Origin of the sequence: Paracoccus ravus, from assembly GCF_004522175.1 — a bacterium.
GTDB lineage: Bacteria > Pseudomonadota > Alphaproteobacteria > Rhodobacterales > Rhodobacteraceae > Paracoccus > Paracoccus ravus.
On the sequence record NZ_SDEB01000001.1, the window covers coordinates 17764 to 34461 of the forward strand.

General features: G+C 65.7%; 19 protein-coding genes. 7 read left to right on the forward strand and 12 right to left on the reverse strand.

Annotated elements, in window-relative coordinates; genetic code table 11:
- Positions 1 to 20: 20 nt before the first annotated feature.
- From ESZ60_RS00105 to ESZ60_RS00120, 4 genes are all read left to right on the forward strand, one after another.
- Entirely contained in the window at positions 21 to 1007 is a 987-nt protein-coding gene (locus ESZ60_RS00105; RefSeq protein WP_134678374.1) for a BMP family lipoprotein, read from the forward strand.
- Positions 1007 to 2620: an ABC transporter ATP-binding protein gene (locus ESZ60_RS00110; protein WP_134678375.1), complete on the forward strand. Its 1614-nt coding sequence runs from the start codon at positions 1007 to 1009 to the stop codon at positions 2618 to 2620. The genes ESZ60_RS00105 and ESZ60_RS00110 overlap by 1 nt, the downstream gene beginning before the upstream one ends.
- A gap of 70 nt (positions 2621 to 2690) precedes the next feature.
- Positions 2691 to 3785: an ABC transporter permease gene (locus ESZ60_RS00115; protein ID WP_134678376.1), complete on the forward strand. Its 1095-nt coding sequence runs from the start codon at positions 2691 to 2693 to the stop codon at positions 3783 to 3785.
- Positions 3785 to 4750, forward strand: coding sequence for an ABC transporter permease (locus ESZ60_RS00120; protein WP_134678377.1), 966 nt, complete (start codon positions 3785 to 3787; stop codon positions 4748 to 4750). The genes ESZ60_RS00115 and ESZ60_RS00120 overlap by 1 nt, the downstream gene beginning before the upstream one ends.
- Before the next feature lie 238 nt (positions 4751 to 4988).
- On the opposite strand, the gene ESZ60_RS00125 is transcribed toward ESZ60_RS00120, so the two are convergent.
- The 9 genes from ESZ60_RS00125 to ESZ60_RS00165 all read right to left on the reverse strand — a co-directional run bounded on the left by ESZ60_RS00125 (position 4989) and on the right by ESZ60_RS00165 (position 10145).
- Positions 4989 to 5549, reverse strand: coding sequence for a hypothetical protein (locus ESZ60_RS00125; RefSeq protein WP_134678378.1), 561 nt, complete (start codon positions 5547 to 5549; stop codon positions 4989 to 4991).
- Positions 5546 to 5833 carry a hypothetical protein gene (locus tag ESZ60_RS00130; protein ID WP_134678379.1) on the reverse strand — a complete coding sequence of 96 codons (288 nt, stop codon included), beginning with the start codon at positions 5831 to 5833 and terminating at the stop codon, positions 5546 to 5548. The genes ESZ60_RS00125 and ESZ60_RS00130 overlap by 4 nt, the downstream gene beginning before the upstream one ends.
- Positions 5830 to 6216: a hypothetical protein gene (locus ESZ60_RS00135; protein WP_167620023.1), complete on the reverse strand. Its 387-nt coding sequence runs from the start codon at positions 6214 to 6216 to the stop codon at positions 5830 to 5832. Before ESZ60_RS00135 ends, ESZ60_RS00130 begins: the two co-directional genes overlap by 4 nt.
- Before the next feature lie 129 nt (positions 6217 to 6345).
- A complete protein-coding gene (locus ESZ60_RS00140; protein WP_134678381.1) occupies positions 6346 to 7080 on the reverse strand; it encodes a helix-turn-helix domain-containing protein in 735 nt (244 codons plus the stop codon).
- Positions 7077 to 7388, reverse strand: coding sequence for a hypothetical protein (locus tag ESZ60_RS00145; RefSeq protein ID WP_134678382.1), 312 nt, complete (start codon positions 7386 to 7388; stop codon positions 7077 to 7079). The genes ESZ60_RS00140 and ESZ60_RS00145 overlap by 4 nt, the downstream gene beginning before the upstream one ends.
- On the reverse strand, positions 7385 to 7735 hold the full coding sequence (locus ESZ60_RS00150) for a hypothetical protein (protein WP_134678383.1): 351 nt from the start codon (positions 7733 to 7735) through the stop codon (positions 7385 to 7387). Before ESZ60_RS00150 ends, ESZ60_RS00145 begins: the two co-directional genes overlap by 4 nt.
- Before the next feature lie 134 nt (positions 7736 to 7869).
- The gene (locus ESZ60_RS00155; protein WP_134678384.1) at positions 7870 to 8076 is read right to left on the reverse strand and encodes a hypothetical protein; all 207 of its coding nucleotides are present in this window, start codon (positions 8074 to 8076) and stop codon (positions 7870 to 7872) included.
- A gap of 123 nt (positions 8077 to 8199) precedes the next feature.
- Positions 8200 to 8886 carry a hypothetical protein gene (locus ESZ60_RS00160; protein ID WP_134678385.1) on the reverse strand — a complete coding sequence of 229 codons (687 nt, stop codon included), beginning with the start codon at positions 8884 to 8886 and terminating at the stop codon, positions 8200 to 8202.
- The gene (locus tag ESZ60_RS00165) at positions 8883 to 10145 is read right to left on the reverse strand and encodes a tyrosine-type recombinase/integrase (RefSeq protein ID WP_134678386.1); all 1263 of its coding nucleotides are present in this window, start codon (positions 10143 to 10145) and stop codon (positions 8883 to 8885) included. Before ESZ60_RS00165 ends, ESZ60_RS00160 begins: the two co-directional genes overlap by 4 nt.
- 163 nt (positions 10146 to 10308) lie before the next feature.
- Between ESZ60_RS00165 and ESZ60_RS00170 the strand changes: the two genes are divergently transcribed.
- Entirely contained in the window at positions 10309 to 11106 is a 798-nt protein-coding gene (locus ESZ60_RS00170) for a purine-nucleoside phosphorylase (RefSeq protein WP_134678387.1), read from the forward strand.
- Here ESZ60_RS00170 and mnmH read toward each other — a convergent pair.
- Positions 11083 to 12135, reverse strand: a complete 1053-nt coding sequence (gene mnmH, locus ESZ60_RS00175; RefSeq protein ID WP_134678388.1) for a tRNA 2-selenouridine(34) synthase MnmH — start codon at positions 12133 to 12135, stop codon at positions 11083 to 11085. The two genes, ESZ60_RS00170 and mnmH, sit on opposite strands and share 24 nt — an antisense overlap.
- Complete coding sequence (locus tag ESZ60_RS00180) at positions 12136 to 12714, reverse strand: L,D-transpeptidase (RefSeq protein ID WP_134678688.1); 579 nt, start codon at positions 12712 to 12714, stop codon at positions 12136 to 12138.
- A 397-nt stretch (positions 12715 to 13111) separates the two neighbouring features.
- Between ESZ60_RS00180 and ESZ60_RS00185 the strand changes: the two genes are divergently transcribed.
- Both ESZ60_RS00185 and ESZ60_RS00190 read left to right on the forward strand, forming a co-directional pair.
- Positions 13112 to 15550, forward strand: a complete 2439-nt coding sequence (locus ESZ60_RS00185) for a heavy metal translocating P-type ATPase (protein ID WP_134678389.1) — start codon at positions 13112 to 13114, stop codon at positions 15548 to 15550.
- Positions 15547 to 15921 (forward strand): GDSL-type esterase/lipase family protein, encoded by a 375-nt coding sequence (locus tag ESZ60_RS00190; RefSeq protein ID WP_134678390.1) that lies wholly within the window; start codon positions 15547 to 15549, stop codon positions 15919 to 15921. The genes ESZ60_RS00185 and ESZ60_RS00190 overlap by 4 nt, the downstream gene beginning before the upstream one ends.
- A 346-nt stretch (positions 15922 to 16267) precedes the next feature.
- Here ESZ60_RS00190 and rpmB read toward each other — a convergent pair whose 3' ends face one another.
- Positions 16268 to 16543, reverse strand: coding sequence for a 50S ribosomal protein L28 (rpmB, locus tag ESZ60_RS00195; RefSeq protein WP_134678391.1), 276 nt, complete (start codon positions 16541 to 16543; stop codon positions 16268 to 16270).
- Between the last annotated feature and the right edge of the window lie 155 nt (positions 16544 to 16698).

Here is a 16698-nt window from a genome sequence, read left to right on the forward strand (position 1 = left end):
TAACAGGTTGAGGTTCTGGAATGTCGCTCACGAAAACCCTGCTGGCCAGCGCCAGCCTGTCCCTTCTGCCCCTGGCAGCAATGGCCGATCCGGCGCTGATCTTCGATCTGGGCGGGAAATTCGACAAATCCTTCAATGAGGCGGCATTTCATGGCGCCGAAAAATGGAAGGCCGAGACCGGCGGCAGCTACAAGGACCTCGAGATGCAGTCCGAGGCGCAGCGCGAACAGGCCCTGCGCCGCCTCGCCGAGACCGGCGCGAACCCGATCGTGATGACCGGATTCGCCTTTGGCGAGGTGCTGAACAAGGTCGCTCCCGATTACCCGGATACCAAATTCGCCATCGTCGACATGGTGGTCGAACAGCCCAACGTCCAATCCATCGTCTTCACCGAAGAGCAAGGCTCGTATCTGGCCGGTGTGATGGCGGCCAAGGCCTCGAAATCGGGCACGGTCGGCTTCATCGGCGGCATGGACATCCCGCTGATCCACAAGTTCGAATGCGGCTATGCCCAGGGCGTCAAGGCGACCAATCCCGAGGCCAAGCTGATCATCAACTATACCGGCACCACCCCGGCTGCCTGGAACGATCCGGTGAAGGGCGGCGAACTGGTCAAGGCGCAGATCAGCCAGGGCGCTGATGTCGTCTATGCAGCGGCAGGCGGCACCGGGATCGGTGTGCTGCAGGCTGCGGCGGATGCGAATATCCTGTCGATCGGCGTGGACAGCAACCAGAACCACCTGCATCCGGGCAAGGTCCTGACCTCGATGGTCAAGGGCGTGGACAATTCGATCTACGAGGCCTTCAAGGCCGGGACCGAATTGCAGCCGGGCATCAAGGTCATGGATCTCGCCTCGGGCGGCGTTTCGGTCGCGCTGGATGACAACAACAAGCCCCTCGTGACCGAGGACATGACCGCCGCCGTCGATGCTGCGACCAAGGGCATCACCGGTGGCGAGATCAAGGTTCATGACTACATGACCGACAATACCTGCCCGGTGCAGTAATGACGGCCCAGCCTGAAGTCCCCGACGGGGCCCCCGCGATCGAATTGCGGGGTATCTCGAAGGCCTTCGGGCCGGTTCAGGCCAATAAGGGGATCGACCTGCGCGTGTCGCGCGGGACGATCCACGGCATCATCGGTGAAAACGGGGCCGGGAAATCGACCTTGATGTCGATCCTTTACGGCTTCTACCGCCCCGATTCCGGCGAGATCCTGATCGGCGGCAACCCCATCACCATCACCGACAGCCAGACCGCGATCCGCGCGGGCATCGGCATGGTCTTTCAGCATTTCAAGCTGGTGCAGAATTTCACCGTGCTGGAAAACGTCATCCTCGGGGCCGAGGACGGGCGGCTCTTGCGCCCCTCACTGTCGCGCGCGCGGGGCGAGTTGAAGCGGCTGGCATCCGAATATGAATTGCAGGTCGATCCCGATGCCTTGGTCGAGGATCTGTCCGTCGGCCATCAGCAAAGGGTCGAGATCCTCAAGGCGCTTTACCGTCAGGCCGATATCCTGATCCTTGACGAGCCGACCGGCGTCTTGACCCCTGCCGAGGCCGATCACCTGTTTCGCATCCTGCGCGGGCTCAGGGATGAGGGGAAAACCATCATCCTGATCACCCACAAGCTGCGCGAGATCATGGAGATCACCGATAATGTCTCGGTGATGCGGCGGGGCGAAATGGTGGCCTCGGTCACGACCTCTGAAACCAGCCCCACGCAACTGGCCGAACTGATGGTGGGCCGCAAGGTGCTTCTGCGCGTCGAGAAAGCCCCGGCCCAGCCCGGCGCGCCGGTGCTGGAGGTGCGGGGTCTGCGCATGGTCGATGCCGCGGGCGTCGAGCGCCTGCGCGGCATCGATCTTGATATCCGCGCCGGTGAGGTTCTGGGCATCGCGGGCGTCGCCGGGAACGGGCAGACGCAACTGCTGGAAATCCTCGGCGGCTATCCCGAAGCGGGCGCAAAGATCGAGGGCGCGCTGCGGCTCAAGGGCCAGCCCTTGCCCCTGACCGGCTCGGATGCCGGAGCGCGGCGCAAAGCGGGCATCGGCCATGTCCCCGAAGACCGTCAGGTCGAAGGGCTGATCATGGATTTCTCGGCTTGGGAAAATGTCGCCTTCGGCTATCACGACGCGCCGGAATTCCAGAGCGGCTGGCTGATGGATCAATCCGCGATCCGCGCTGATGCCCAGGCCAAGATCGAGCATTTCGACGTGCGCCCGCCGAACCCGGAACTCGCGGCGAAGAATTTCTCGGGCGGCAACCAGCAGAAGATCGTCGTCGCCCGCGAGGTCGAGCGCAATCCCGACCTGCTGCTGATCGGCCAGCCGACGCGCGGCGTCGATATCGGCGCGATCGAATTTATCCACAAGCGCATCATCGCCCTGCGCGACGCGGGCAAGGCGGTGCTGCTGGTCTCGGTCGAACTGGACGAGATCATGGCGCTGGCCGACCGCATCGCGGTCATGTTCGACGGTCGCATCATGGGCGAGCGTCTGCCGGAAGAGGCTACCACCGCCGATCTGGGCTGCCTGATGGCCGGGATCGAGCCCGGCACCATCGCGCCGCAAGATGCGATCCCGCCCGCCGCGCTGCATGTCCCGGCCGAGGGCGCATGATGCGGGCTTGCTGGCCTCTGGCGGGGATATTTGACAACCGAAGAAGACTGGCTGCTGCGGGAGAATGCTGATGGACCGAATGCCGAAATGGGCGGATGTGATCCTGACGCCGCTGATCTCGCTGGCGCTGGCCTTTGCAATATCGGCCCTCGTGATTCTGGCGATCGGGGAAAGCCCAATCGAGGCTCTGAAGGTCATGGTCGAGGGCGCGCTGGGGTCGAGCTACGGCTGGGGCTTCACCCTCTATTACGCGACGAACTTCATCTTCACCGGGCTTGCCGTGACGGTGGCCTATCATGCCGGGCTGTTCAATATCGGCGGCGAGGGCCAGGCCGCGATGGGGGGGCTTGGCGTCGCGCTGGTGCTGCTCGCGGTGCCATGGCCGCATTGGGCGCTGGCTCTGCCTGCGGCGATGATCGGGGCGGCGCTGTTCGGCGCGCTTTGGGCGCTCATCCCGGCTTGGCTGCAGGCCAGGCGGGGCAGCCATATCGTCATCACCACGATCATGTTCAACTTCATCGCGGCGGCCCTGCTGAACTATGTGCTGGTGAACCTGCTGCGCCCGGTGGGCAGCATGGACCCGGCCTCGGCCAGCTTCGCCGAACCGACGCATCTGCCGAAACTCTCGGACATGGCGCTGGGTTTCGGCATGGAATGGGGCAAGAACACCCCGGCCAATGTGAGCTTCTTCGTGGCGCTCGCGGCCTGCCTTCTGGTCTGGCTGCTGATCTGGCGCACGAAGCTCGGTTTCGAGATCCGGGCTTTCGGCAAATCCGAGCGAGGCGCGCTTTACGCAGGCATCTCGCCGGTCAGGATCACCGTCATCGCCATGCTGATCTCGGGCGCGCTGGCGGGGCTGATGGCGATCAACAATGTGATGGGCGAGGCCGAGCGGCTGGTCCTGAATGCCGTCGAGGGCGCGGGCTTCATCGGGATCGCCGTGGCGCTGATGGGGCGCAATCACCCGTTCGGCGTGTTGCTCGCGGCGCTGCTTTTCGGCTTTCTCTATCAGGGCGGAGGCGAGCTGGCGCTTTGGACCTCGGTCCCGCGTGAACTGATCGTGGTCATTCAGGCCTTGGTGATCCTCTTCACCGGCGCTTTGGACAATATGGTGCGCATGCCGCTTGAGCGGATCTTCATGGCGCTGCGCCGGAAGGGGGCGTGATGGATTTCCCGACGATCCTGCAGATCCTCGATTCCGCCGTGCGGCTGATGACGCCGCTGCTGCTCGCCTGCCTCGCCGGGCTCTATTCCGAGCGCGCCGGGGTCTTCGACATCGGGCTCGAGGGCAAGATGCTGATGGCGGCCTTCACCGCCGCCTCGGTCGCCTATGCCACGGACAGCGCCTGGCTCGGGCTCATCGCGGGGATCCTTGGCGCGGTGCTGATGTCGCTGATCCATGGCCTTGCCGCGATCACCTTCCGGGGCAATCAGCTGATCTCGGGCGTGGCGATCAACTTCCTCGCCTCGGGGCTGACCGTGCTGCTGGGCCAGAAGATCTTCGGCCTCGCCGGGCGGACGCCCTCGCTCGCGGGTCCGGCGCGGTTTTCCGAGATCACCCTGCCCTTTGCCGAGGCGCTGCGCCCGGTGCCGGTGATCGGGCCGATCTATGCCGAGCTGATCTCGGGCCATACGATCCTTGTCTACATCGCCTTCGCCATGGTGCCGCTGACATGGTGGGTGCTTTATCGCACGCGCTTCGGGCTGCGGTTGCGCGCGGTGGGCGAAAACCCGGCCTCGGTCGATACCGCGGGCGTCTCGGTCACCCGGCTGCGCTATGCGGCGGTGATGATCTGCGGCGCGCTATGCGGGATTGCCGGGGCCTATCTCGCCACCGGCATCTCGGCGGGCTTCGTCAAGGAGATGACCGCCGGGCGCGGCTTCATCGCGCTGGCGGCGCTGATCTTCGCGAAATGGCGGCCCTGGGGGGCCTTGGGGGCCTGCTTTCTCTTCGGCCTCTTCGAGGCGCTGGCGAACCGCTTCCCCAATCTCGATCTGGGCTTCGTCACCGTGCCGTCGATGTTCATGTCGGCCCTGCCCTATATCCTGACGGTGGTGATCCTGGCCGGTTTCGTCGGCCGCGCCATCCCGCCCCGCGCCGGAGGAGAGCCTTATGTCAAAGAGCGCTGAGCCTTGATGTGGTCAAGTCATCTCATTGATATTGCTCAGGCTATTTTGATGGAGCCGTGCCGGAATCGGTGCAGGGTGACACCGGGGTGACACCGATTTTCGGTCTCTTGCGAGGCAATCGCGCCTTTCGATGGACCTTTGAGCGAGTCGCGGCCATATTGCGCGCGTCCCCTCTCGGGACTGTCGCGGGGAGTGCGCAAGCCACGGCCTGCCAGCCGTTCGACCCGCGACGATAGAATCAGCCTTGCTCCAGCGCCGCCCGAGCCGCACTTTCCAGCACCCCCACCAGCGCCCCGATTTCGCCCAAGCTCTCGCCCGGCTCCCGCTGATCGAGCCGCGCGGCGATCAGCTCGCAGAGCGTGGCGATCGGCAGTGTCGCGACGGTCGGTCCACGTCGCCGCTTCGGCGCCCCGTCCCGCGCCTGAGCGACAACCGACTGCCGCAGAGTGCGTGGGTTGATCGAAGGCAGGGATTTCGAGCGCGTAGCGAGCTGCGCGGCATAGGCCTGCCGCACTTCGGCTTCATGCTCAGCGCACCAGAGCAGGTCCATGCGCCAAGGCGTCGGCAGATCATCGAAGCCCTCTGCTTCGCACCAGGCGCGAAACGCCGCGATGTAGGGCCGTCCTGTTGGACGCTCGGCCCCCGTCACGGCGAGTGCCTGCCGCCGCCCGACCAGAAGCGCGCGGCCCATGTCCATGAGCTGATCGAGCCCAAGCGCCCGCGAAGCCTTGAAGGCCTGCCAAGCCGCGCGCCCGGCCGCGACCACGTTGCTTGAAATCGGGATCGCCGCCGCTGTCATGCCGCCAGCCGCCGCAGGGCCGCCAGACGGGTCAGCAGCTCGGCCACGCTCGGCTCGGTCATGCCCGCCCCTTCAAGCCGCGTGGCGGGCTCGCCCAGCGCTTTGCCGATGAGCCTGGGTGCGATCCGCAAGAGCCATTCGGGATCAAGCCCCGCCAGGGCGCAGACAAGTGCCAGATCGGGCGAGCGCCTGGCGAGCCATGCCCGCGCCCGCGCATCGCCCCGGCGCGCATCCCTGATCGCGACGACGACGACCGAAGACCAGAGCGCCGCCTCGGGGCTCATCGCTTGCCCCATTTGCGGCAGAGCACCGGCGCAAACCGGATTTCGCGACCGTGGCAGAGCCGGAAGCTATTCGCCCGCTGCGCGGCGAGCTCGCGCCAGTTCAGCGCCTCGCCAAACTTGACCGGGCAACGCGGGAAGGCGTCGCGGCGTATCCCGCGCGCCCGGCGCATCTGCCGCGCCCGCTCCCGGCAGGACGCCGAGCAGAACAGGGCATCGAGCCGCATTTCCCACGGCAAGTCACGACCGCAGCGAATGCACCAGCGCAAGCCACGCGCCTCGGCCTCATCCAAGCGGCAGCACCCCCGGTCTCGCTTGAAGCGCCATTGCCGGATGAACCCGGCCGCGCGCATGGCTTGGGCGATCATCCGGCTGGAGATTGTCAAAAGCGTCCCCCTTTGGCGTCAAGTTTCCCGGCCATTTTTGCCGATTTTACGTGATACTGTAACAGTTTAAGATGGGCATTTTTCGGATGCAGCCTTTTGAGCGTTTCCGGTTGCGCTCCGCTCGCTCTCTCAAAGCGCTCCAGAAGCTTCGAGCGGGCCGCGTGGCACGGCTTCTGGCGCTGCCGACAAGCCGCCGCTTGTCGGATCAACTCTTTGTTCAGCATCCCCCCGATTGATGGGCACTGCCTCACGACCCAGCGCCTCTCTCACGAGGCTGTCCCGTTTCGCCTGCGGGATTTCGCTCCCTCTTGGAGCGGGCTGAGAAGCACCGTCGTCCTCGACCGTCGCGACCAGCGTCGCAGCGCGGGTGCGCGCGCTGCCCGCCGAAGGCGCGCGCGCACCCGCGCTATCTTTCAAGGACCTTTCAAGGACTATTAGGGGTTCACTGTGAACCGGGTCGGGGTTCACCGTGAACCGGGTCGGGGTTCGTGATGAACCGGGTTCATCCTGAACCGGGTTCACTGTGATACCGGTTTCAGGTTTTTGTGCCCCAATCCTGCGCCCCTTTTTCCATTCGGGCAGAGCACGTATTTCGTCGATTTCCAGGTCGTAGACGACCGTATGACCATTGGCGCAAGGTCGAGTTTCACCGGTTTCGCGGATCAAGCGACGCACAAGAAGCGCTTTGATCTCGCGCTTGACGGTCGGCAGCGAAAGTTCGGTTTCTGCAGCTATGCTCGCCTTGGAGGGAAAGACCCCCTTTCCCTGATCATCTGCCCTGGCCGCCATGTTGAGCAGCACTGCTTTGGCGGCGGAGCTACCCACTACACGCGACTGAACAAGCTTATAGACCTTGATACTCACGCGTCGTCCCTTACACCGTCTGTTGCGGGCCCCCTCGCCCGACGCGTTGCGCGCGTTGCAATCCCCAACCGTCGGCCCTTGCGCACGACGATGCCCATCGCCGCCAGAGCCCGCAGCTTGGCTCCTACCTCCCGCGCAGGCAGCTTGAGACCTTCAGCGATCGCCGTGATCGTCAGCGGGTAGAGTTCACCAGGCTTCACCGTTCCGGGCAGTCTGTGCCCCAGCTCATCGAGCACCGCGATATGCGCGGCTGCCAGACCCTCAGCGCCTCTGTGGCTGCGCGCCGTGACCTGCATCAGCTTGCTCATGGCCGTTCCCCGAGCTGCAGCGACATCTGACCAGGCAGGGCCTCCGGCAAGCGATGGCGCCGCATGTGGCAAGCACGGCAGAGCCATTCCACTGACTGCGGCCGGGCATAGTCAGAATGATGCGCTTCCGGCACACAGGAAACGCCGCACTCGGCACAGCCCTCCGGCCGCGTCAGATCGCCGTGAGCCAATGCCCTTTGCACTTCAAGGCGCGCCGCCAGCTTGGCGGCATTGGCAGGACGGGCCCTGTATTGCCGCTGCGCCTCGGCGTTGCGACGCCGGACCAGTTCAGTCCCTTCCAACCTGGGCGGAAGCTCCGGGAACAGCCCGGCCTCATCGTTGGGCATGTCTGCCTCATTTGCTTTGCCCGCCGTTGCAGAAGCCGGCCATCGGCTCTATGCCGGGCGCGATCCGCCTTGACGGGTGGGTTGATTTTCAGCGGGCCGCGTCCGCGCGAATGGAATAGGCGGCCCGCGCGATCTCAGCGCCTCGAACGGTCCAGATGCTCAAGCAGATCCTGCCCGCGATACTCGGGCGGGCTGTCCTGCGTCTGCCGCGTGACGCGCGGCCCGATGCCGTCCTGCTCCCATCGCATGAGCGTCTTGGGCGTCCGGTTCAGGATCAGCCCGGCCTGCCCTCGGGAATAGACCTGGTCGGGATCAATTCGGCCAAAGGAAGTTGCCAGCATGTTGAAACCTTGCGGCTCCGCTTTGGCGATTGTCTCAGTTTGCATGAAGGCCTCGAATTCAGAGTGAGGCCCTTTCAATGAAACCGCACGGTCCGGAGGTTCAACAGGGTGAACTTCCGTTTTTCATGGGTCGCTTTGAAATTGCGGGCTTAGGCACATGTCGCGGATGGTGTTAGTCGCCCATCGCACTGAAAGAGTTCGCCTCCGTGCCTCGGGAAGTGCCGACACATCATGGAGGCTCCGCCCAAGTCCCTCGCAAATGTTTCTGCGCGCCTCCCGAGCTCTAGTCGCGCCCCTGCGGTTCGCCTCGGCCTCGAGAGGCAGTGTGTCAGCCCACTCCCGCCAACCATCTGCTAAGGTCGAATATTTGACCTCGGTCCTTCCGGCTCGATGCAGGGCACCCAGACAGACCTTTCTCGCGTCAGCCAGAGAGAGACCTGCCGCTCCGTTCAGAAAATCGATCACCCCCAAGATACCGCAACGGAAGAGCACCTCCCGAATCGTCAGCGCGTTGCCGCCCTTGGGGTTCAAGAGCAGGGCGTTTTGCTTTTTGCGGTCGCTCAGGTCGCGCAGACCAGGAGCGTTCAAGCCCCGCTCGTGCACTTCCGGGGCAACTACCTGCATGAACTGCAAGACGGCCTCCAGCCACTCTTCCCGGCGCATTCCTTCGGCGAGTTGCGCGCGCCTGTCCGGTTCCAGTTCCGCAAACTCTGGGCTGCGTTCCAGATCTTCGGGCTGAAAACGCGAGATCACCTCGAGCTGCGCCAGCAGCTTTTCCCTTGCCGCGAAAAACTCGATCCGGCCGCTCATTGCAGCATCTCGGCCAGATGAGCCTCCCAGCGGAGCTGCGCCGCCTGCCGTTCGGCCCAGAGCTCAGATTTGTCATAGCGCGCCACCAGGTCGCCGCGCTTGTGTGCGATCATTGCCTCGGCCACCTCGAAGGCCACGCCGACTTCCGAAAGACCCGTGCGGAAGGATCGCCGCAGGGCATGGCAACCGATCTTGTCCATGCCCGGCGCGCGCCCCGGATCGAACTCGCCCACCAGTTCCAACAGCCGGGCCTTGATCGCCCGCCAGCGCTCGCCCATGCCGGTGATGCGCCCAATTGTCCCGTCCGGGTTCGTCCGACCGGGAAAGACCAGGTCGGTGCCGGCGCGGCGCGGCTGCGCCTCGATCAGCGCCCGCGACATCGGACCGAGCGGCACCCGCTGCGTCCGGCCCATCTTGGTTTCATGCGCCGGGATCACCCACTCATCGCCCGAGACATCGCACCAGCGCATCGAATTGGTTTCGCTCTTGCGCTGTCCGGTCAGCAGGCAGAGCCGGAAGAAGTCGCGTGATTGCGCGGAGCCCCTCTCAGTGGCCTCCCAGAAGGCCTTGAGCTCGTCGCGGCCGATGAGGGTCAGCAACTCACGCGAAAGGCGCTGTGCGCGCGTTGTGCGGCCCCTCCGGTATCCTGCGAGCACATTGGCCCGCAGATGCCCGGTATCGGCAGCCCAGTTCAGGAAGGAATTGGCGCATTGCCGGAAATAGGCCGCAGCGCCGGGGCGTCCCTCATCCTCGATGCGATCAATGATCGCGACGATCGAGGCCCGCTCCAGGTCCTCGCCCTTCACCCGCTTGAGGCTGTCGAAATTGCGCCGTAGCGAGGACATCACGTCGCGCCGCTTCTGAACCTGTCGCCGCTCCAGATCACGGCCATAGAATTCCATCAGCTCGGCCAGCCGTTCTCCGGCCCGCGTCCTCACGGTCGGATCCTTGCCGCCCCGCGCCTTCAGCATCAGATCGCGCGCCCGCTCTCGCGCATCGGCAAGTCTGACCTCCTCGACGCCGCCGATGCGAATGTTGATGCGCTGCCCGGCGCGGCCGCGGCCGATGCGGGTTTCGACATAGTAGGATTTCGCGCCGCTCGGCTGGACTCGCACCACCAGACCGCGCACCGTGGCATCGGGAACGGAGTAGCGTCCGGCCCTTGGCTCCAGCTTTTCGATCAACCGCACCGTCAGCGCCTGCGGCCCACCTGAGCGCCTCCGACTGGGAAAGGAAATCACGTTTGTTTCGGTCATCATCTCACCTCTCGACACGCCGCCTGCCAGCGGCCCTGGGTGACACCTGGGTGACACCGTGACCGGAATCCTATGTCCTCGCGTGTCCGATGAAAAGATGGAAAGATTTGAAATATATGAAGTTTTGTCCCTGCATATCCTCCCATGAACAGAAGGAAATCACTGTATGTCAAAGAGCGCTGAGCTTGCCCGCCTGATCCGCGACCGCGCGGGCTATGCCGCCCCCGAATACGGTCTGATCCTCGGCTCGGGGCTTGGGCATCTGGCGGCAACGATCGAGGGCGTGGCGACCCCCTATTCCGACCTGCCGGGTTTTCCCCATGCGGGGGTTTCGGGGCACGTCCCTCAGCTTGTGATCGGCACGCTGGAGGGGCGGCGGGTCGCCGTCTTTGGCGGGCGCGCGCATTACTATGAATCGGGTCGCGCCGACATCATGCGCCTGCCGCTCGAGGTGCTGCGCGAATTGGGCTGCGAGCGGCTGATCCTGACCAATGCCGCAGGCTCGCTGCGCGCGGACCTGCCACCGGGGGCGCTGATGCTGCTCTCGGACCATATCGCCTTCGCCGGGACCAACCCGCTGATCGGCGAGGCCTCGGACGCGCGTTTCGTGCCGATGACCGATGCCCATGACGCCGGGATGCGCGCCGGGCTGAAAGCCGCCGCCGAGGCCGAGGGGGTCGATCTGCCCGAGGGGGTCTATTGCTGGTTCTCGGGCCCGAGTTTCGAGACCCCGGCCGAGATCCGCGCCGCACGCGTGCTGGGCGCGGACGCGGTCGGCATGTCCACCGTCCCCGAGATCATCCTTGGCCGCTTCCTTGGCCTGCGCTGCGCCGCAGTTTCGGTCATCACCAATATGGGCGCGGGGCTCTCGGACGAATCGATCAGCCATGAGCATACCAAGGCCATGGCCCCCCTCGGCGCGGCGAAGCTTGAAAAGGTGCTAAGGCGCTTTTTGCGCGGCTAGGGCCGCCTCGACCGCCCCGCAGGCGGCATCGAGATCCGACAGATCCGACAAGGCAACCACTCTGCTGCGCCCGTCATCATACCGGGCGCGGTGTTTCTGGTAGCGCGGGTCGTAATGGTCACGCATCAACCCCTCGGCCAGCGCGGTCCAGTTGTGCGTCTCGGCAAAGCGCTGCCAGGTCTCGATGCGCTCGGCCGGATGAGAGGGGCGCAGGCTTTCGAGAATGCGCGCCAGACGCGCCGGGTCGGCAGCCGCATCGGCATAGGCGCGAGCAGTGAAACCGGCGCGGGCTCTAAGCGGAACCGCCAACCGGATGCGCGGGGCCGAGATCAATGCCTGCCAGATGCCGCGCGGCAGGTTCAGATCGCCGATGCGCGAGCTTTCGGCCTCGATGAGCAAGGGGCGGCTGGGGTCCAGCCCCTCCAGCGCCATAGCGAGGCGGCTTTCGAAGAGCTTCTGCGCGGGCTGGCCGCCGGGCCTTGCGCCGAACAGGCTGCCGCGGTGATTGGCGAGCCCCTCGAGGTCGATGACCTGATGGCCGCGCGCGGCGAGGCGGCTCAGGATCTCGGTCTTGCCGCTGCCGGTATTGCCATCAAGGACCACGACCGGGGCCACAACCGGGGCGAGCAGACGCGCGACCACCAGCCCGCGCCATGCCTTGTAGCCGCCCTCGATCCGGCCGACGCGCCAGCCGATCTGGCCAAGGATCGTCGCGAAAGCGCCGGAGCGCTGCCCGCCGCGCCAGCAATAGACCAAAGGTTTCCAGCCTCCGCCATAACCCGAAAGCGGCCCCGCGATGTGGCGCGCGGCATTGGCCGCGACCAGCGCGCCGCCGATCTTGCGGGCGTCAAAGGGGGAAACCTGCTTGTAGATGGTGCCGACCTGCGCGCGTTCCGCATCGGAAAGGACGGGCAAGCTGATCGCGCCGGGCAGGTGATCCTCGAGAAATTCCGAAGGGGCGCGGGTATCTATGATGGTGTCGAACCCGGCCAAAGCCGGATCCGACAGGGATGTCAGACGGATGTCCAATCAGTAGACGTAGACGGGCGTACCGACCGCGACCTGTTCGTAAAGGTCCATCACCGCCTCGTTGCGCATCCGCAGGCAGCCATTCGAGACCGCGCGGCCGATCGAGCCCGGCTCGGTCGTGCCATGGATGCGGATCGAGGTGTCATTGCCCTTGGCGTCGTAAAGATAGAGCGCGCGTGCGCCCAGCGGGTTGCTTGGGCCGCCCGGCATGCCATCGGCCCATTTGCCATATTGCTCGGGCTTGCGCTTGATCATCGCGGGGGTGGGCGTCCAGCTCGGCCATTCGGTCTTGCGACCGACCGAAGCGCGACCGCGCCAGATCAGTTCGGCCGTGCCGACCGCGACGCCATAGCGGATGGCGCGACCGGGGGCGACGACGTGATACAGGAAAAAGTCCTTGGACACGACAACGATACTGCCCACTTCGAAATCCGGGCGGATCGCCACCTCGGTCGGGGCATAGGGGTCACGCTTGGCGACCGGCTTGGCTGCGGGGGCGTTCGGCATCGCCTGCGCCAGCACCAGCGACGGTGCGGCCACCAGCGGCACGGAGAGCATCAGCATCTGACGGCGGTTCATCATCCATTCCTGACTTCGGGCAATCTTGGTCTTTCCGGTAACCTTTCGATGATGTGGGATCAACTCAAAGCGCCGTGACAGGCTTGAATGACTGCGGAATCGTGCCTAGCTTGCACCGCAAAGGAGCCCGCCATGTGCTGCGCGACCAAGCTTGTCCCCGTGCGGATGCCGCGAAAACGCCCAAAGGCGCGGCCCCCGCATCTGTGCCGGGGCAGCGGGCGGCTTGGATGCCGATGCCATGTCATGGCGCGGCAAGATCTGTCACTTAGCCCATCGCTCCCGCCGATCCGGCTGCACCTGCCGCGGCCACAATGGGTGCAACATGCGGCGCATCGGCCGCAGGCTCCGCCCCATCCTTGCTGAATCGCTTCCATGCCATTCAGACAGGAACAGGATCATGACCCTCTCGAACAGGATTTTCCCGGCAGAGGCCCAACTGGCCGTAACCGGTATGAACTGCGCCTCTTGTGCCGGGCGCGTAGAAAAGGTGTTGCGCAATGTGGCCGGCATCAGCGGCGCAAAGGTCAATTTCGCCACCGGGCAGGCGCATTTCCGGGTGACCTCGCCCGAGGCCATGACCGCGGCCGTCGCCGCGCTGGACCAGGCCGGCTATCCCGCCCGCCCCGCCGAAACCCGGCTGCACATCCAGGGCATGAGCTGCGCATCATGCAGCGCACGGGTCGAGAAGGCCCTGCTCGCCATGCCCGGCGTGCATTCCGCCAACGTGAACCTCGCGACCGGAACCGCTGCCATCAGCCATTCGCCCGCGCTCAGCGCCGGGGAACTGGCGGATGCCGTCTCGGCCAAGGGCTATCCGGCATCGCCGCGGCAGGACCATGCTCCGCCCCATCAGCATGATCATGACGAGGATGCTGCCCGGCTGAAAGGCCGATTCCTGACGGCGCTGGCCCTGACACTGCCGATCTTTGTCGTCGAGATGGGCGGGCATCTGCTGCCCGGGCTGCATCACTGGCTTGCGCAGGCAGTCGGGACGCGGCTGCTTTGGCTCGCAGAATTCGTCCTGACAAGCGCGGTTCTCGCCGGTCCGGGGCGGGTTTTTTTCCAGATCGGCATCCCCGCCTTGCTGCGCCGCACGCCCGAGATGAACAGCCTTGTCGCGCTTGGGGCCGGGGCGGCCTGGCTTTATTCGACAGTCGCGACCTTTGCCCCGGATCTGCTGCCCCCGGATTCGCGTCATGTCTATTTCGAAGCCGCCGCGGTGATCATCTGCCTCATCCTGCTGGGGCGCTGGCTCGAGGCCCGCGCCAAGGGCCGGGCCGGGGCCGCGATCCGGCATCTGATCGAGCTTGCGCCGGAAACCGCCTGGGCCGAGCGTGACGGAGAACTGGTCGAAACCGCCGTCGCCGATCTTCGCGCCGGGGATATGGTCCAGATCCGGCCGGGCGCGCGGGTGCCGGTGGATGGCGTGATCACCGCAGGCACAGGCCCCGTCGACGAGGCCATGCTGACCGGCGAGCCGATGCCCGTGGTAAAGGCAAGCGGCGACAAGGTCACCGGCGGCACGATCAACGGGACCGCGACGCTGAGCGTGCGGGTGACCGCCACCGGCGCCGAGACCGTGCTGGCCCGGATCATCCATCTGGTCCAGGAAGCGCAGGCGACGAAACTTCCGGTTCAGGCCGCGGTGGATCGCGTGACCGCCGTCTTTGTCCCCGTGGTCATCGCGCTCGCCGTCCTGACCTTCGGGATCTGGCTGATCGCCTCCGGAGAAGTTGCCCCGGCGCTGGTGGCGGCCGTCTCGGTGCTGATCATCGCCTGCCCTTGCGCCATGGGACTGGCCGTGCCGATCTCGATCATGGTCGGAACCGGGCGCGGTGCCGAGCTTGGCCTCTTATTCCGCCGGGGCGATGCGCTGCAACGCCTTGCCGAGGCGCAAACCATCGGCTTCGACAAGACCGGAACCCTGACCCAGGGCCAACCCGCCCTGACCCGGATCTCGGTATCGGGCATCAGTCGCGCCGAGGCGCTGCGTCTGGCCGCCTCGGCCGAGGCCCAGTCCGAGCATCCGCTTGCCGAAGCGATCCTTGCCGCCGCACGGGCCGAGGGGCTGGAGCTCGCACCTTCACAGGGGACCAAGGCCCATGCGGGCCGTGGCCTGACCGCAGAGGTCGAGGGGCGCGCCTTGCTGATCGGCAATCTCGCCGCGCTGAGGGAGACGGGGATCGACCCGGACCCCGAACTTGGCGCGCAAGCCCGGCACTGGGCCGATGAGGCCGCGACCCCGGTGCATCTGGCCGTCGATGGCCGTCACGTCGCGGCCTTGGCGATTGCCGACACGATTCGCCCCTCAGCCGCCAAGACGATGCGCGAACTCGAAGCGCTTGGCGTCGATACGGTGCTGCTTTCGGGCGATGTGCAGGCCGCCGCCGAGGCGGTTGGCGGCCAGCTTGGCATCAATCGCGTCCTTGGTGGGCTTCTGCCCGAGGACAAGTTGCAGCGCATCCGCGATCTGGGTGAGGGCACAGTCTTTGTCGGGGACGGCATCAATGACGCGCCGGCGCTGGCCGCAGCACGCACCGGAATCGCCATCGGGACCGGCACGGATGTCGCGATCGAATCGGCCGATGTGGTGCTGGTCAGCGGCGATCCGCGCGGCGTCCCCCGCGCGATTCGGCTGTCCCGCGCGGTGATGCGGAACATCCGGCAGAACCTTTTCTGGGCGTTTGCCTATAACGCGGCCTTGATCCCCGTCGCGATGGGGGCCTTGGTGCCTTTTGGCGGGCCGCAGCTTTCGCCGATGCTCGGCGCGGGCGCGATGGCACTATCCTCGGTATTCGTCGTGACAAATGCCCTCAGGCTCAGACGATTCGCATGAAGATCACCGCGGCAGCCGGGGCGTCTCTTCCCAGAGTGCCGGCCTTTGGCGACGGCCTGACCGCCGGATATGGGCTCGCGCCCGAGAAACGGTTGGTTCCACGCCTCGCGGCCTGGGTGACCCGACAGGGCCAGCCGGTCCATCTGGTCAATGACGGCGTCGCGGGCGAGACGACCGCGCAGGGGCGCGCCCGGATCGCGTCACGTCTGGCGCAGCACCCTCCCGACGGGGGGATTGTCGAACTGGGCAGAAATGACTTGCGGGCCGGAGTGTCTCCGGCCCGGGAGAGACCGATCTGGATGCGATTCTGGCGCTGGCCCGCGCGCCTTGGCGTCAGGTGCTGCTGGTCGGAATCGCGCCCCCGAGCTTGACCCGGCGCGGAGCAGGGCATGGGCGGCGTTCTGGCCCCGCCTTGCTGCCCGGCACGGCACGCTGCTTTACGAAAATCTCTATGCGCTGCTTTTCGCCCTGGACCGGCAGCGGCTCAGGGACATGCTGCTGGCGGGCACGACCCATCCTCGGCGCGCGGCGTCGAGGCCCTTCAAGGGGCTGGGCCGAGGGTCGTTTACCTGATTCGTGAGATCCGCACCGTGAAGGCGGGCCAGCCGGGCTGACCGCTCCGCTTCGGACATGATAAAACCCCGCCCGGAAGGGACGGGGTCGATCTGCAGCCCTCCGGTCTCGAATCGCTCGACCGTCGGGACATGCAGAAGGGAATCAGGCCTTGGCCAGCTCGCGCTTGATTTTCAGCACGCGGTCCGACAGCTCTTCGTCGCGGGCTTTCGCGAGGAAGGCGTCCAGACCACCGCGGTGGTCAACCGAGCGCAGGGCAGCAGCCGAGATGCGCAGTTGGTAGCTACGGCCGAGCTTTTCCGAGATCAGCGAGACCTCGTTCAGGTTCGGCAGGAAGCGGCGGCGGGTCTTGTTATTGGCGTGGGACACGTTGTTGCCGCTCATCGGGCCCTTGCCGGTCAGTTCGCAAACGCGCGACATGATCTGTTTCCTTCGATTCGATCTTGCACGGGCGGTTGCCCGCAATATGAAAGGGCGCCGCGTGGCAGCGCCCGGAATTCTGTCTGCGGGGGAATAAGGGCTGCAGCGGCGCGCGTCAAGCCTTTTTGCCCGCGATTCCTGCCCTGCCCCGGTCG

What these genes read in the sequence shown, in the direction of transcription:
- ESZ60_RS00105 (WP_134678374.1), top strand. Translation starts at nt 21, where the DNA reads ATGTCGCTCACGAAAACCCTGCTGGCCAGCGCCAGCCTGTCCCTTCTG.
- ESZ60_RS00110 (WP_134678375.1), top strand. Translation starts at nt 1,007, where the DNA reads ATGACGGCCCAGCCTGAAGTCCCCGACGGGGCCCCCGCGATCGAATTG.
- ESZ60_RS00115 (WP_134678376.1), top strand. Translation starts at nt 2,691, where the DNA reads ATGGACCGAATGCCGAAATGGGCGGATGTGATCCTGACGCCGCTGATC.
- ESZ60_RS00120 (WP_134678377.1), top strand. Translation starts at nt 3,785, where the DNA reads ATGGATTTCCCGACGATCCTGCAGATCCTCGATTCCGCCGTGCGGCTG.
- ESZ60_RS00125 (WP_134678378.1), bottom strand. Translation starts at nt 5,549, where the DNA reads ATGACAGCGGCGGCGATCCCGATTTCAAGCAACGTGGTCGCGGCCGGG.
- ESZ60_RS00130 (WP_134678379.1), bottom strand. Translation starts at nt 5,833, where the DNA reads ATGAGCCCCGAGGCGGCGCTCTGGTCTTCGGTCGTCGTCGTCGCGATC.
- ESZ60_RS00145 (WP_134678382.1), bottom strand. Translation starts at nt 7,388, where the DNA reads ATGAGCAAGCTGATGCAGGTCACGGCGCGCAGCCACAGAGGCGCTGAG.
- ESZ60_RS00150 (WP_134678383.1), bottom strand. Translation starts at nt 7,735, where the DNA reads ATGCCCAACGATGAGGCCGGGCTGTTCCCGGAGCTTCCGCCCAGGTTG.
- ESZ60_RS00155 (WP_134678384.1), bottom strand. Translation starts at nt 8,076, where the DNA reads ATGCTGGCAACTTCCTTTGGCCGAATTGATCCCGACCAGGTCTATTCC.
- ESZ60_RS00160 (WP_134678385.1), bottom strand. Translation starts at nt 8,886, where the DNA reads ATGAGCGGCCGGATCGAGTTTTTCGCGGCAAGGGAAAAGCTGCTGGCG.
- ESZ60_RS00165 (WP_134678386.1), bottom strand. Translation starts at nt 10,145, where the DNA reads ATGATGACCGAAACAAACGTGATTTCCTTTCCCAGTCGGAGGCGCTCA.
- ESZ60_RS00170 (WP_134678387.1), top strand. Translation starts at nt 10,309, where the DNA reads ATGTCAAAGAGCGCTGAGCTTGCCCGCCTGATCCGCGACCGCGCGGGC.
- ESZ60_RS00180 (WP_134678688.1), bottom strand. Translation starts at nt 12,714, where the DNA reads ATGAACCGCCGTCAGATGCTGATGCTCTCCGTGCCGCTGGTGGCCGCA.
- ESZ60_RS00185 (WP_134678389.1), top strand. Translation starts at nt 13,112, where the DNA reads ATGACCCTCTCGAACAGGATTTTCCCGGCAGAGGCCCAACTGGCCGTA.
- ESZ60_RS00190 (WP_134678390.1), top strand. Translation starts at nt 15,547, where the DNA reads ATGAAGATCACCGCGGCAGCCGGGGCGTCTCTTCCCAGAGTGCCGGCC.
- rpmB (WP_134678391.1), bottom strand. Translation starts at nt 16,543, where the DNA reads ATGTCGCGCGTTTGCGAACTGACCGGCAAGGGCCCGATGAGCGGCAAC.